This is a genomic window from Myxococcales bacterium, from assembly GCA_023898405.1.
In the GTDB taxonomy this organism is placed as follows: domain Bacteria; phylum Myxococcota; class UBA727; order UBA727; family JABDBI01.
In genome coordinates this window covers 78,321-93,425 of record CP060221.1, presented here as the reverse complement: position 1 = coordinate 93,425, position 15,105 = coordinate 78,321, and the positions used below count along the sequence as shown (strand labels likewise).

The window sequence follows — 15,105 nt, the reverse complement described above, 5'->3', positions numbered from 1 at the left end:
GATTGCTTTTCATTTGTTTGGGGAATCAGCTTAAAAAAGAAAGCAATCGGAGAGAACTCATTTATGCTCAAATCCTCTTTAGGACTCTTGATTATCTGCCTGTGGGCACAGTTTTTGGAAGCCAAAAAAAATATTGTTGTAATCCTTTCAGATGAAGAATCTATAACTCCTCATGGTTGGGAAGAGGTTATCGATACATGGGCTCAAGAGGAATTGCCTGCGCGACAAATGCTTAAAAAAAGAGGTAAGGAATTTAAAAATGCTTATGCCAACGCAACAGCCTGTGTGCCAGCTCGCGGAGTGTTTTATACCGGCCAAGATCCTGAAATAACAGAACTTAAAAACACCAATGGCATGGCTAAGCAGCTAGGTGATCCTCGCATGACAGAACTTGCCCCAAAGAGCGTTCCTACAGTTGGACACTGGCTTCAGGAAGCCGGCTATGACGAAGAAAAACTGAGCTATTTTGGTAAGTTTCACCTTGCAGATAGAGACTTATATGATGAAAAAGGAAAATTACTACAAACCTTAAGCCCCAAATTTAAAGAAATACCTGAAAATATCCAAGCTTACCGTGACGCAAAGGTTTTAAAAGATTTTGGTTTTCCTAATGAGTGGTTTGGACCAGAACCGCACGGACCCGATATAGAAAACGATGGTTTTCATCGTGATCCGATCTATGTACGCGAATTCCAAACATTTATTAATCAACAAGCTAGCTTAAGAGAAGATGGGGATGAAAGACCATTTGTTAGTTTTGTTAACTTGGTAAACCCCCACGATATTGTTTTGATGTGGAAATATTTGCTTGATCGTAAGTTGCACATAGATCAGAATGCTCCCATTCCCCCTGTTTGCCGCGAAACAGATGTTCTGGATCTTTCTTTTGAAGCATCGGTGCATAAAGATTACCAATACACTTACAAAAAAATGTATTGCTGGATATGGGCCATCAATTCCATTTATAAGGGCGAAGAAAATATCAATAAGCTCAGACAGTTTTATTATGGCCTTTTAAAGAAATCTGATGAGCATCTCATGAGTATTATCAATATTCTTAAGGAAGCGAATTTTTATGACGACACCATCATAATTTTCAGCTCCGATCACGGTGATTACCTTGGCCGTAGAGGCGGACAACAACAAAAATGGCATGGATTGTTCGAAGAAATTGTCCATGTCCCGCTTTTCATTTCGGGCCCTGGTATCAAGCCTGGGATAGTGAAACAGTTCGTAGGGCATGTGGATGTATTGCCTACAATTCTTGGACTCTTAAATATCGATGCAAATGAAACACTGCAAAAATTAGAAAATAATTTCACCAAAGCCCTCCCCCTTCTAGGTAGAGACCTGTCAGGTATTTTATTTGATGATGAACAGGAGGATTTTTCACGCGTTGTCTACTCTCGCACAGAAGATGACATATCTCATGGGAAAAATAACTATGCTTTAACGTGGTATAATCTTCTCCCTCGTTGGATGCTGCCTTTAGTACCCTTTGGAACATTTAAACCCATTCAAGGAAGCAGGTTCGTTGAATCAATTAGATTTTATGAGCGAGGAAAACGATGGTCATTTATGCGCTATTGGGATCCAGACGGAAAAAATCCTGATGAATATCGACTGTACAACCTGGATGATGACGGCTTTGAAGTAAACAATTTACTTCAAAATTTTGACAGCATTAACTTGCTTGAATCCAAAATAAGAGACCATGAGAGGTTTGTAACTTTTGTTCGATATAAAACTAAGTTGAAACGCTGGCGAGAATTTTATCGGCATATCTAAAAATTAAACTTCTGGCGAGGAGTTTAAAAGTGGTCTCTATCGCATTTTCATGGTGTTGGTAGAGCCGTAAGGGTAACCTAAACGACAATTCTTATTAAACTCGCAAACTTTTTTTATCGAATATTTGCTAATTCCCCATTTGTGGTGGGGCCTAGAAGTACAGATTTTCCTTTAAACAAGAAAATCCTACTCTAAAGGCTACATTTTTTGGGGAACTACCATTTTAGCTATGTATTAATAATGCCAGATTGATAAATAACCCCAAAATGTCTTTGCACGTATTCGCTCCATTCATTGGGAATTGTAATTGTGTTGTTCTATGCTAACCACCCTGGCTCTAGCTTTGCCTGATAATTCAAAATAATTATTTTGTTACGAAGCTTAAAAAATTAAGGAAAAATGCTAGTGAATAAAATATTAGTTTTTTTGACTGTGCTGAATTCTACCTTTAGCTTTGCTTCGGATACGAGAGATAAACAAAATAACTTCTGCTGGGATTATTTTAGCCTGAAGTATCATAGTGAAAGCGAAGTCATAGAAGGCATTCCGAGCAAAATAAAAAATTTATTGGATAACAAGTCCACAGCGATACTTGGTCCAAATTGTTGGAACGCTGCTTTATATTTTTTGGGAGCCGTTTCTTGTGTACGCTTTACCTCCGCAGATGAATTTGAAGCATTTCTTCAATTACCGTATTTCGTAGAGATTAAAAATAACGAAGATCTTTTGCCCGGAGATTTAGTAGTACTAAAACCCCACGAGCAACATCAACATGCATTTATATATTTAGAAGAAGATCTTTTTATCCATAAACATGGGCCAAGTATTCACCAAGTTTATGAACAAGTAAATTGGCAAGGTGCTATAAAAAATTACCTATTCACTGAGCTTGTTTTTAACGAGGCTCGGCAAAAAGTTCCATCGTTAAAAATTTATCGCTATAATAAAAATCCGTATAATTTAGTCAATGAATTACACAAAATGACTTTCAATGTTTTTAAAAACATTGAAAAACAAACAGAAAATCTTGCTTTGGGTGAACGCGCTATTGAAAACATAGAAATAAAAGAAATATTACAAACAATTAAGAGCGCAATGCAATTTGATTATTTACTGGAAAAATATATAAATTTTTACGTTGATAATATGGATTTATATCACTTATTGCAAGAGCAAAACAAAAGGTAGTGTCGCATTTGGAAAAATTGCATAAAATAATTTCCTTCCGCAGATTATTTTATGCTGCCAATGAATCGAATTGTTGATGCAATGGTAGATTGGAATTTTGGGCCATTTGGCCCTTGCGCAACATATGTATAAGTTCGATACCGGCAAGAGTTTTTTTAGCAGAAGAAAATGATTTAAATCCCATCATAGGGCGTGTTATTCGTTTCACGGCTCGGTGATCCTGTTCTACTATGTTATTCAAATACTTTTTTTGCCGTATTTCGATTTTTGTTTTGTTATCTTGATTATATGACTTGATGGCAGCTTGATTTGTACCGCTTTTATCGATGTTTATCTTGTGTGGAACACCACAGTTTTTAATAGCTTTGGCTAAAAATCTCCTGGCCGCATTCTTATCACGTTTGGCAGTGAAGAGAAAATCAATGCTTTGGCCTGATTTATCAACTGCTCGATAAAGATATTTCCACTTGCCCTTAACCTTGATGTAGGTTTCATCCAAGCGCCAGCTACTACCAACGGATTTTAAGCGTTTTCTAGCTTCTGCTTCCAAAAGTTGAGAATATTTTAGGACCCATCTATTGATTGTTGAGTGATCAACACAAATGCCTCTTTCTAGCATCATCTCTTCGATATGCCTTAAACTTAATGGGTATGCCAAATACCATCGAACACATCTTAAAATTATTTCTTTTTGAAAGCGGCAATATTTGAATTTCATAGTCAGAAGATTATAACTCAATTTTTCTATAAGTCTCCTACCAAGCAATTAATGCGACACTACCGTTTGGCAGATGTAATAGATCACCACGCATAGAAATACGATAGATATAAATTTTTTCGATAAATACAAATTGAAAGTTAGTTCTTAGGTCATGAATAAAGTCATAAACACGTTCTTTACTTTCTGAATTAGTTAATAACTCTTCATATTGATCATTAAAAAACTGCTGTATGTCGTTAAGATGGTTTTCCTGACAAAAGATGCTAATTGAGATCATTGTTATAATGGATAAAAATAATGTATTTTCAAAAGTATTCATTTTTATTTAACTTTTCCTTAGCTAGGTACTATCAGCAAAAAAACCAAAAAAAATCAGCGTGTGTCATTTTTGTAAAAAAATATTGTGTTTCTATTGATCCGCAGAATTAATTTCAATCAGGTCTTCAGGGACTCTGAACTTGGTGAATATCCGCTTAGCAAAAATGTCTTGTATATCTTCATTTTGTTGATTATGGATATTATTTTTTTTGCTGGGAGATATATTAAATTTTTCTTTAGTTATCTTAGCGTAATTGTAATATTCATCTCCAGGCTTCAAACTTCTGGAACTTAGTTTCCCAGTTTGTCTATCTACTTGTTTCAGCTTTAAACGAGATATACATGAATCTTCTGATAAGTTAATAAATTTATACCGAAATAGGTCGAGCAAATAATACGTTGGAGTTTCATTCTTTTTTTTGCTTATGCGTAACAAATTCCATACATGTCCTTCATCATAAATATCAAATTTATGGTCAATAAAATCGCAATACATCAATTGAATATGCCCATAGAATTTAAGTTTTTTGCTTTCTAGTAATTTGCTGAATATGCCTAAGCAAAGTGTGGAATAATGCCGGCAAACCATCCTATCGTCTTGATTGAAATATATAAAATGTTTAAATTTTTCAATATTATTATTAACATAATAAATGCTGGATGCAATAAAGCTATTAAGATCACTCTTTATTAATGATTTAATCATATTTTCAATAACTAAATTCCACTCATCTGATTCTGAATTAAGCACTACTGAGCCATCGAGAGAACCTGGGGAACGGTAAATATAAAAACCTTTACTGAAATATTTATTATCAGAATAGATAGTCTCGCATTCAAAGGCTTCATGGAAATCATTTTTAGAAGCCTGTTCAAGGTTTAGCCTCTTTGGTTTGCGAGTAATATTTATTTTTGCTCTAGTTTTAGTCAACTTTTTAATTGGCGACTCAACTGATACGCACTGTCGGCTCTTACCTTTCTTAGGGCTAAATCCGGTTGATTCTTTAAAATAATCAAGCGGGGCTTCACTTAGTTCTTTTAAGAACGTATTGTCCTGCTCAATTATTATCGAGAAATCAGGTGTAGGTAAACTACTCGCTGTGTCAATTGCATCTAGAGCTTGCATATTAATTTTTTCGTCACAAAGATCATGCTGTGAATCAGTATGCTCTAAAATATCTAAAAAGTCATTTGTGACTTCGTTCGTCGACAAAATATTTAAAGAATAAAACAATAAGATAAATAATTTAAAATAGCTCATAGTCAGTAAAACCCAAATAATAATTCAATAATTTAATGATACCATTTATACTGAATTAGTAAACATGATTGCTGGTTATGATTAAATCATTAATTTAGTTGTATTTTTTGAGAAATGTTTACTGATTAAGTGATATCGTATCATCTTTATAGCAAAATGTTCCAAGTTAGCTCACAAGTTTTAACGTGGCGTTTAGGCAGAAGGCCAATCAAGCATTTTACCTTTTAGTAAATTTTGGATATGAGCATTTACATCAGTGGTTACCCAAGTAGCTGGATGCAAAAAGTTACCGGGGTAAATAGCCGCTTCTTTATCATCTATTGTTATAGCTTGAAAATAAAAATAAGTTACATCTCTTAAGTTGAGCGCCCAAACTTCGATAAAATATTTCTGACTTGCGATATTAACACTTTTTCGAACTAATCCCACTACAGATAGCTCTGCTTTTTTATCTCCAAAATTAACAGAAGTAGGTTGATATTTTTTGAAATAGTGGTTGTTGCTTGGCCTATAATCTAATAGCGTATGGCTGTATGAATAAAAATTTGGACTTTTGTCATACAAAACGCTGTCAGGAACAACCACAGAATTTTGATCTATCCTAGTTGCAGAATCCATCTTATTTAAAAAGATACCCAAGATTTTCCCGATTTTGACTTCAGAATGTTTTGTTGGGTTAGCTTGAAAAGAAAGGCTCATAACTATTGAATAAATTGTTATTTGTAGTGCCAATTTCATTTAAGTCACCCTTATAAATCATTGAATCAATCAGAAGTGTCTATTGATGAATAAAGTATTTTCTTATTTAAGGTGCTGCCTTCTTGTGAAGACTTTCAAGAAAATAGGATTATGTCTTTCTGCTCGGTCCTTCACAATGCCTCTATCTCATTCGGATAAACTTGGCTCTATTCACACAAATCGTTACGGATATATCTAAGTATTTTCATTTGCCCAATGACTATTTAGAGAATTATTGCTTCTTATAGGAGATAAGTAATTTTTTGGGTATTTCTCAGCTGAGTAATTATTTTGATTTCCAAGAATACTTTTGTGGTGCTTCCTATAAAAGAGTTTTTTATGAAAATGTTACAAATGATTTAAAATGTTTTTATTTAAGCTTTAGAAAGAACTTTCTCAAATGTTACGAGTGTTCTTTGCTCTATCAATAGTCCCACCAGATTTAAAATTTAAAATGAACCACTGATAAGCCTGTTCCCGATCTGCCCCACCTCCCTCTGTTAATAATAATTGATTGCATATCTCAACCAAGTCTACAATGATTCGCTCATAACGGTAATATGCCAATGCACTAAGATTAATATTTGCTTTTTGGTAAGCTTTGTAAAACATGGACTCATCCCGCTTGGTCTTCCATATATCATCAATCCCACCACCTATGAACATGAGATCGCGTTCTTTGGGTGCAAACATCGGGGCATCCCAATCCACAATGTAAACTTCACCAGCATTGCTAATTAAAATATTTCCACCATGGATGTCCGTGTGACAAAGAACAAATTCCAATGGCTTTTGTCTGAGCTCAAAAGCTAATTTTTCTGCACAGTCGATCAGATGATTTATTACATTCCGTTTTACTTTTATGAATTCGTTGAGTTTAGCTGCGATGGGATCTTTGAAAATTTTATTTGTCATCTGCCCGAAAAAACTCTTCATGTCGTCGCGATATTTTGGAGAGAACGTTTCTTTTGGGATACGTTTTTTTAGTTCTAGTGAAATATCAATTTCATGGAGCGCCTTCAAAGCCCTGCCCATCTTTTGTTTTTGCAGGTCTGATAATTCAATTTCGAACCCATTTTTTCCCTCAACAAAGGGATACAAAATCATTTTGTAGTCGCCAAAATCTACCCATCCCTGCTGGGATTTGCTTTCAATCGGTGCGATGATTTCTTTAAAGCCCTTCGATTTAAGAAAAATTGGAACACTAACAGCAATCTCGTCAAGGTCCTTTCGTAATTTTAGAAAGTAGATCAATCCATGATCAGCTACAATGCGATAGACAGCTGTGTCTCTATCGCCAAGAGGCAGAAAAGTTAGTGAAACAGTATGCAAGTGATAGTGTTCTTTTAGATGAGAAATGATGAGTTCGTCAGCAATGTCAGGTTTTTCAAGCATAGAAAAATCCCATACAGAGCTCTTCTATAATTTCAAGCTGTTCCATGTGTATTATATCGCTCACAATCTGGCCTGTAAAATGACTATTAAAACTAACGTTCTCGAAATCTTCAGGGAATTCCGCCTATGCAATAAAAAATTATTTTGAGAGGAAAAATGGAGACACGTTAGAACAACGATAAATCAGTGAATGACCCAGCTGTCATAAATTCTACTATTGAATTTTTTGCTGAAACTTTAACAGGCATGGGTCAGATATTTATTTTTTATCAAAATGCAATAATACCGAGAGCAGTGCGAATCTTTTCTATAAGTTCGTGATCCTTAAGATCCAGCGCCATCAAATCTTTGCTCAATTCATGGGCAATAATTTTCTTAATTGGTTCTTTTAATGATTTTCTAATATTTCCCAAAAGATGGGGAGAAGAAACAAGGATAAGTTTGGCAAATCTGCCAGTATCGAAAGCCTGCGCCAAGAATTCGGCGATTTCTTGTGCAAAGACTTTTCTTTCGTGATCGGTAGGATCTTCATTATAATCCAAAGCATGCCTTGCTGAATTGGCACTTTCAAAACTTCTTCCCGGCCTATCAGTATGAATATCCACATCTTTCATAGCCGTCTGAGGATGAATCAACTCTTTAATTCTTGAGATTTCGTGACCATTTTTTTTAATTTCTAATATTTTTGCTGCATCTCCATGCGCGATTAATACCCAAGTAGTTATCATACCGTCTCCTGCCCAATTACAACATAAAAGATAACACGCAATAAACAGCAAGTATAAATATTGGAAGTGTTGTTTAATTTAGATTATTTAAGGCAGCACTATATATTTAGCAAGCTTGCTCTTTAGAGGATATAAAAAATCAAAATTCAGCTCATAGGCTGATATCAACAATGCTTGGCACCCTTATAGACTAGAAGCCCTCCAAGCTTTGAATTTGCAAGAAAATAGGCTCATTATTTCTCCGGCCGTATTTTTTTATACAGACATGACATGGCGTTTCATATGGAAAAAATCTATCGCTTCTTAGAGTGTTGGTTCCGATATCTAGCGAGTATTGACTCGTAGATACCTAAGCAAAATCGAATGGTTGCATGGGTTTTTGGGGTATCCCAACATCCCTAGTTTTTTGGGATTTTCAACATGAAAATGTTCAATATATGATATTATCGGCAACAATACGTTTAATTAGCATATTAATATGCTGTAAAGCTATTGTTATTTGACGAATAGAATTATATAAGTGTGGTTTAAATACTTACAATCGATTTTCAAATGAACTTAATTAATTATCTAAACACGATCCTACTTGTATTAACCTTTGCGCAAAACGCTCAACCTGCTAATTTTTCTAGCATCCTTGAGGATGATTTACTTGGGGCAGTAGAAGAAAATAATACCGAAAAAACTCGCAGTCTTTTGAAAAAAGGTAAACCTGAGGGAACTCTTCATTATGCTCTTCAAGTAGCTTCCAGTCTTGGTTATGAAGATATAGTTAAATTGTTGTTAAAGTATAAGGCGCCGCTAAGCCCTGAGACCCCTCGGCTTACCCATTTGTTTCGTGCTGTTACGGCAAAAAATATTAACATTGTAAAACTTCTGATAAGTGCAGGAGCAGATATAAATCTCAAGTCTCCTGTAACCATAAAAGATGGGAAAACAATATTAGTGTCTCCAGTAGCAAAGGCTATTTTTGATAATAATATCGAAATGGTAAAGCTATTTCTTGAATACGAAAAAATAGAACTTAGCAATATTTTTGATTCTGATTCAGCACTACATATTGCAGCAATGGAAGGTCTTTATGACATGACCGGCATACTGTTAACACGGGTAAATGTAAATGAAGAAAACAGCAATGGTGAAACGCCTCTCAATCTTGCGGTCAAAAATAAGCATTTAGATATAATTAAGTTATTGTTTCAACAAAATGATCTAAACGTAAAATATTTGGTCAGTCTTACTGTTTTACATCAGGCTATAAATGAAAAATCTGACCAGGAAACAATTGATTTTCTGATGGAACAAGAAGCCTGCAAGCAAAACTGTCAAGGTATTTCACCCTTGCATTGGGCTGCAAAGAGCAATAACTCAAAGTTGATTAAGCATTTTCACAAAAACTACCATGCAAACTTAAATGCTGTAACCGATCTTAATAAAACTCCCCTAGATTTAGCGATAACATATCAAAGCTTTTCTGCGCTAGTTAAGCTCATTAAGTTAGGCGCAGCTGATAAAAGAAAGATTGAAGAATTAGCTCAACAAAAAGACTTTGATAACTCTATCCTAATTTTTACTCCTAGCGCTATTCGAACAAATAATCTAACGGAAGGGTCGCTCCATGGGAAAATGTCAGGAAAATTTTTAAATCTTAGTCAAAACGCAAATCAATACCTTCCAATTACAGTAGATTTTAAGTTGATTGATAGAGCAAAAAATTATTATGAAGCCAGTTTTTCACCTGATGATAATTCATTTAAAAAGACCATGATTTTGCAAATGGTAGCAAATTTGAAAAATTTGCAAATGATAGATTCATTTAGATTTATTGAAAAAACAAAACAGGGAATCTATAAAGAATCTAAAAACGTGGCGTTTGCAGAAGATAATAAGTTCAAGAAAGATAAAAAAGGCAAGCCTATTAGAAATGATAGAATTTTATCATTTATTCATGAATTGTCAGTCAGTTACACAGACGATTATCAAAGCATAATAATTAAATTCACAGGAAACGACGGTAAAAATAACTACAGTGAACAAGTAACTTTGAGCAAAAATCCTGAATTTTTACCTATTGTAAAAGAAGCGGTTGCGCCCAAAAAAATAGCCTCACCTGGTGTTCCAGTTAATAATAGTAATAATATTATTATAACAGAAAAAAATCGCGAAGTTTTGCGCCCTACTCTAGACTATTTTTTAGGTTCATTTAAAGGCAGTTCAAACAATAATTGGCATATTGCTTCAGCTGAAATAAAGAGTGTTGATGGTAGTGATAATGAATATCAGATGAAAATAAATGTTGGAAATCCTCCTCGCCTTGCTAGTTTTAATTTTACTTTGGAATTAGAAGACAAGAAAGTTGCAAATCTAAAACTGCCGCCACCTAAACGAACCACTCTTTACAGTTGGAAATTTTTTAATGGTTTCAATGTTGAATTAAATAACGCTAATGAAATTATTTTATCCTGTGAAAAAGCCAAATCAAAAGGTGCTTCTTACACACAACAAGTTGTCTTTACTTTGGAAAGATCAGAAAAAATAACCCAAATTGATTTCCCGCAAACCTATGAGTCTGATTATAAAAAACCTAACAATAATCGTGAATATCATACAGATGTTAACAACGATAATTCTACCAAAGAACAAGTAGATATTAATAAAGACCTTGAGTCAGAACCAAAGCTTTCGAAAAATAAGCGAAAAAAAATGGCAAGAAAAGCGCGTGCTGAGAAAGCTAAGCTTGAAGAGCAAAATAAAAGCTATCAAGATGCTTGGACAGAAGGCTTACTAAATAATAAAGATGATGATTTTAACTCCAATAACTTGGCACTGGTTCAAAGTCACTTAAACAAAGACAATAGTAGATCTTCCAGTGATGACGATGTATATTTTGCTCCGGTTGCTACCCCAAAGAAAATCAAACAAAAACCGGTTTATTTGAATTCCCATAAAGATACAGCAGAACTCACAGAAAAACATGAGCGACCATTAATAAAACTAAATCCTGGTCGACTAAGTGATTGCCCGCTTTTACCAGGCCTTTGGTTTGGCGAAGGTTATGCCGACAATGGCCGAGGCTTGGAAAAAATTCCTAATAAAAAAATTGTGTTGTCGTTAGAAAATCTTAACGGATTAAAAAATTCCCATGTGGGTTGGGGCAGTTTATGGGCCTCTTCTTTAGGAGCCAGTGGCAACTATAGTAATGGCAAAGATGTCCACTGGTCTTATCACCAACAAAACGATGGAAATAATTATTTGCATGTCAGCCACCATTATTTGTTCAATCTAAAAGCAAGTAAAAAATATGAAGGTTTTTATGAATTGCATGTGGAAAAAATAAGTGGAAACAAAACACTGAGTGAAGTTAATATGTACTTAATTAGAAGACAATTTAACGAAAAAGATACTGCAAAATTCGCCTCTGATTATATTGGATTTAAACCTGATTTAAATAGAGAAAATTTAGAAACCCAAAAAAGAGAAGAAATTTTAAGTAATGTAATTAATAAATTATCAGTCACTAATTTTAAATTAAGCCATCGTGGTGAAGTCGGTGTAATTACTTGGGATAATCAAGGTAATGCATATTATAATGGTGAAAAAATTAATTCTACCGTGCATTTAATATCAGAATACGGCGGCATTATTGAGTTAAATACTGAAAATAACAATAACAACAATAATAGCATTAAAACAAGGGTTATTAATTTTAAAATTAACAAGCATCGTGATTTAGTTTTATGAAGCTGTAAAAAAATTTTTTTGCTAAAGAAGTCATGAAAATATGGCGTATATACGTACTATGCCGCTTTCTGCGGCCTCGTTAGAAGCTATTCGTCATGCCGCAAGACCGTAAGTATTAAGTGCTCTCAAGCTCGAAAAATCCATTATTTACCGCGCGAACTCGAAAGCAAATCGGGTTGTGTCCAGAAAACGTTGAAAGGCTTCTTAATAAATTTTAGAGCTCTAAGCAACCATCGCTCAGGTATCCCGAGAATATCGATATTATTTTGGTGGTGTAATGAAGAAAATTATAATTGCTGTTTCATGTTATTTTTACTTAGCTTTGGCCTGCTTTACTAATCCGATCACGCCCCCTAACAACGGCACCTATATCAACAATTTTTTATTGGTTGATCAAAAGCTTAATGTCTATTCCAATTATCCATTAGAGCAAAATAATCCCTCCATTACCTCTATTATTTTGGCAATTGCCGGGCATGAACACGCTCCTGAAAAATTATTACATACCATGAATGAAACTTTAAAATTTAATGATAGTTTTCAAAATACTTTGCTTATAGTTCCCTTTTTTAAAACCATAAACGACAATATTGAACCGAAGGAACTCTTTTGGAACCAAGACGGGTGGCTCTGTGGCGGGATAACCCAAAATAAGTATATTGAAATGAGTTCTTTTACTGTAACTGACTTGTTATTAAGCAATCTAATTGCATCTGACAGCTTTCCCAATCTGCAATGCCTAACTGTAGTTGGTCATAATGCCGGCGGGCAATTTACCCGACTTTATGCTAAATCATCAAAGCTTGCTGAGCAGTTTTCTAATATTGAGATTGACTATTTTATATTACAGTAAATCAATTAAAACATAGCAGTTATTATATGAATAATTTATCAGCGCTTTATTTTTAATATTTTTACGAACGATTGTTATCAAGTCATAAGTTCGCTCATCGATAAAGAGCCTAAGCGGTTTCGACTATTTTGTTGTTAATAGCTTTAACTGGATTGAGTTTTTAGGATTTTAGTAAATCATCAACCAATAGAGCAGAAAAATTCTGTTAACATGGGACCTGTTGCGAAATTTTTTAGTCAAAAACGTCAACGGTCCAGTGTTTTTACCCATTCCTCATGCTCTTTTGGTTAGCTCTTAAGCAAGGATGAGCTTAATTTAACAAATTTTTAATTTTTATTCTTTCCAGGTTTTCTTCGGAAGAATTATCTTTTGTTTTCCTGTATTGAAGACCGCATGCATTGCACAAATCAACCTTACCGCTCGGTCCTCGCCTTCTTTCTGGCGTCTCGCTAGCGCCGCATTGCTTACAGCCGAATTTAATTCGATGACCGAATTTTTGTTTTGTTATTGGAGGCTTCCTAGTAGGTACCCACTCTCGTATTTCAAAATGAGTAGCACTACTGGGTAGCCATTCAGCTAAGCGGACCTCTTCTACCTTTTTATTTTCATCATCAAGTCTCACTGGAGTGCGGTTATAAAGAGAAAAATTGCTAAAAAGTTCTTTGTCTTTCTCATTCCTCAAACCAGTCTTTCGAAAAAAAGCATCAGAATTCACTCCTTTTTTTTCTTTCGATCCAAATTGGCTCTTCCCTTTCTTGTTTGGGCTATCCGAGTCAATCTCCCAATCATCGTCGTCCACGTCACTAATATTTTCTTCTATGCTGACGTTCAAGCTCAGCGACATTCTGGAAAATACGCAAAGCAACACTAACAATATTTTTAAAAAATTCATAAAATATTCCAAATAAATAATTATACTCCTACATTAAGCATGCTTACTTGTTAATTAAAATAGATCTTATTACGTTATATTTAAAATATTATACAATTCCCCTTAACTAACTATGAAAGCTAGGTTTTCTGGCTAAGCTCATCGATTATGTGACGGCGAGATGAGCGTTTAGGGCAGGTAGCTAGCTTCCTCATTTCTATTTTCAATATTTACACACTGATCCAGGAACCTCAGGTTACGGTGGATTGCCAACCGTAATTATCAAAGATGGCAATCAACCATTTTCAATGACATCTGGTCAGAATAAATTTCCTACTCTTAGTTGGGACAGTTTGGCTAAGACAACAGCTGGTAGCCCTCTCTTTGAAAAGCGTACAGATGGCACGTATATGATTTGTAGTTATACCTCCAGCGGAACTTTTGGTTCTGAATACAGCTATGTTTTGGAAACAAAAATCAATTAAATAGTGAGGAGAGCGGGCATCCAGTACCCGATCCCCCAAAATTTTGTCCGAGTAGAATTTTTAGTGAGCTTGTACACTGACCAGAGGGAAAATAGGGTTTATCCTGCCTATAAGCCTCGGTAAAGTATTTTAATTTACGGAGAGCATACGAACTTGGGGATGAAGTGGCTAAGAGTTAGTGCTTAGTGTTTTTTACCAATATTTTAGCTGCTGCTTTAGAAACTGTTGATGATTGCCCCCATTAAAGCGCCATTCACACTCCTTAAGAAAGCAACAGAACTTGTCGTGCTTTATGCCGTTAAACTTGCGTAAATGCCGTTTGGCTTGGTTCCAAAAATTTTCAATACCATTGATATGGTTTTGTTGTTCAGCAAACAGCTTTGAGTGATTGACGACCGTGACATTAATGAAAGCGATTGCCAATATGTCATGCGTTCCAAACTAAAGTTAAAAAGATCGGCACAACGAGGGTAACAAAGTCTAGAGCGAGTTTTTCTTAAAAAAATTTTTCGGCTGAAATAAATTTTCAGCCGTTTTTTTTTTCAGCTAGAACTTTCCGCTCGGTGCCATTGCCATGAACCCTTTTTTTGCAAAATTTTTTCCTGAAAAACTACCGATGATAACATTTTTTGTATAAATACGGTCACCGCACTGAACAAGGCATGAGTCACCATCTTCTGAAATTACGCATGAGTCGACAATAGACTTCTTCTTAGAGACCTCTAACTCTTCAATTTTCGCATATTGATTCTGATTACTAAGCCTTGCATATTCATGCCAAAAAATTTGCGAAGCAGCTGATTTTTTTCCCCTAAAGAGTGCTAATACTTTGTTACGCAACTCTCTATCCACTATTGAAAACGTACTCGATGCAATTTTTAAGATTATTTTTTCGCTTTTCAATAAACTCCAAACTGCTCAGCCATAAAAATGCTCCTCAACAATTTAAAAAGCTTTTTTAGCTGGAGTCATGTTCAATTTTTGCGAGACTTTAATCTAGACGCAAAGCCTTTGACTC

13 protein-coding genes and 1 pseudogene are annotated in these 15,105 nt (G+C 34.8%); 5 read left to right on the top strand and 9 right to left on the bottom strand.

Annotated elements, in window-relative coordinates:
* The first annotated feature begins 63 nt into the window (after window positions 1-63).
* Together H6731_00500 and H6731_00495 are read left to right on the top strand one after the other, a co-directional pair.
* Window positions 64-1,788 carry a sulfatase-like hydrolase/transferase gene (locus H6731_00500; protein USN50931.1) on the top strand — a complete coding sequence of 575 codons (1,725 nt, stop codon included), beginning with the start codon at window positions 64-66 and terminating at the stop codon, window positions 1,786-1,788.
* 405 nt (window positions 1,789-2,193) lie between these two features.
* Complete coding sequence (locus tag H6731_00495) at window positions 2,194-2,976, top strand: C40 family peptidase (GenBank protein ID USN50930.1); 783 nt, start codon at window positions 2,194-2,196, stop codon at window positions 2,974-2,976.
* Window positions 2,977-3,025: 49 nt separating this feature from the next.
* Here the strand turns inward: H6731_00495 and H6731_00490 are convergent, their stop codons facing one another.
* The 6 genes from H6731_00490 to H6731_00465 all read right to left on the bottom strand — a co-directional run bounded on the left by H6731_00490 (window position 3,026) and on the right by H6731_00465 (window position 8,137).
* Complete coding sequence (locus tag H6731_00490) at window positions 3,026-3,694, bottom strand: IS6 family transposase (protein USN51896.1); 669 nt, start codon at window positions 3,692-3,694, stop codon at window positions 3,026-3,028.
* A gap of 37 nt (window positions 3,695-3,731) precedes the next feature.
* Window positions 3,732-4,016, bottom strand: a complete 285-nt coding sequence (locus H6731_00485; GenBank protein USN50929.1) for a hypothetical protein — start codon at window positions 4,014-4,016, stop codon at window positions 3,732-3,734.
* Between the two features lie 90 nt (window positions 4,017-4,106).
* On the bottom strand, window positions 4,107-5,276 hold the full coding sequence (locus H6731_00480) for a hypothetical protein (protein USN50928.1): 1,170 nt from the start codon (window positions 5,274-5,276) through the stop codon (window positions 4,107-4,109).
* Window positions 5,277-5,468: 192 nt separating this feature from the next.
* Entirely contained in the window at window positions 5,469-6,014 is a 546-nt protein-coding gene (locus tag H6731_00475; GenBank protein ID USN50927.1) for a hypothetical protein, read from the bottom strand.
* A gap of 396 nt (window positions 6,015-6,410) precedes the next feature.
* Window positions 6,411-7,409 carry an aminoglycoside phosphotransferase family protein gene (locus H6731_00470; protein USN50926.1) on the bottom strand — a complete coding sequence of 333 codons (999 nt, stop codon included), beginning with the start codon at window positions 7,407-7,409 and terminating at the stop codon, window positions 6,411-6,413.
* Window positions 7,410-7,678: 269 nt separating this feature from the next.
* Complete coding sequence (locus H6731_00465; protein ID USN50925.1) at window positions 7,679-8,137, bottom strand: host attachment protein; 459 nt, start codon at window positions 8,135-8,137, stop codon at window positions 7,679-7,681.
* A gap of 552 nt (window positions 8,138-8,689) precedes the next feature.
* On the opposite strand from H6731_00465, the gene H6731_00460 reads away from it, so the two are divergent.
* Both H6731_00460 and H6731_00455 read left to right on the top strand, forming a co-directional pair.
* Window positions 8,690-11,878 carry an ankyrin repeat domain-containing protein gene (locus tag H6731_00460; protein ID USN50924.1) on the top strand — a complete coding sequence of 1,063 codons (3,189 nt, stop codon included), beginning with the start codon at window positions 8,690-8,692 and terminating at the stop codon, window positions 11,876-11,878.
* 277 nt (window positions 11,879-12,155) lie between these two features.
* Window positions 12,156-12,731: a hypothetical protein gene (locus H6731_00455; GenBank protein USN50923.1), complete on the top strand. Its 576-nt coding sequence runs from the start codon at window positions 12,156-12,158 to the stop codon at window positions 12,729-12,731.
* A 310-nt stretch (window positions 12,732-13,041) separates the two neighbouring features.
* Here the strand turns inward: H6731_00455 and H6731_00450 are convergent, their stop codons facing one another.
* Entirely contained in the window at window positions 13,042-13,623 is a 582-nt protein-coding gene (locus H6731_00450) for a hypothetical protein (protein USN50922.1), read from the bottom strand.
* 245 nt (window positions 13,624-13,868) lie between these two features.
* Between H6731_00450 and H6731_00445 the strand changes: the two genes are divergently transcribed.
* Window positions 13,869-14,087 (top strand): hypothetical protein, encoded by a 219-nt coding sequence (locus H6731_00445; GenBank protein USN50921.1) that lies wholly within the window; start codon window positions 13,869-13,871, stop codon window positions 14,085-14,087.
* A gap of 192 nt (window positions 14,088-14,279) precedes the next feature.
* On the opposite strand, the pseudogene H6731_00440 reads toward H6731_00445, so the two are convergent.
* Window positions 14,280-14,480 (bottom strand): annotated as a pseudogene (locus H6731_00440) (IS1595 family transposase).
* 153 nt (window positions 14,481-14,633) lie between these two features.
* The gene (locus tag H6731_00435; GenBank protein USN50920.1) at window positions 14,634-14,990 is read right to left on the bottom strand and encodes a hypothetical protein; all 357 of its coding nucleotides are present in this window, start codon (window positions 14,988-14,990) and stop codon (window positions 14,634-14,636) included.
* Between the last annotated feature and the right edge of the window lie 115 nt (window positions 14,991-15,105).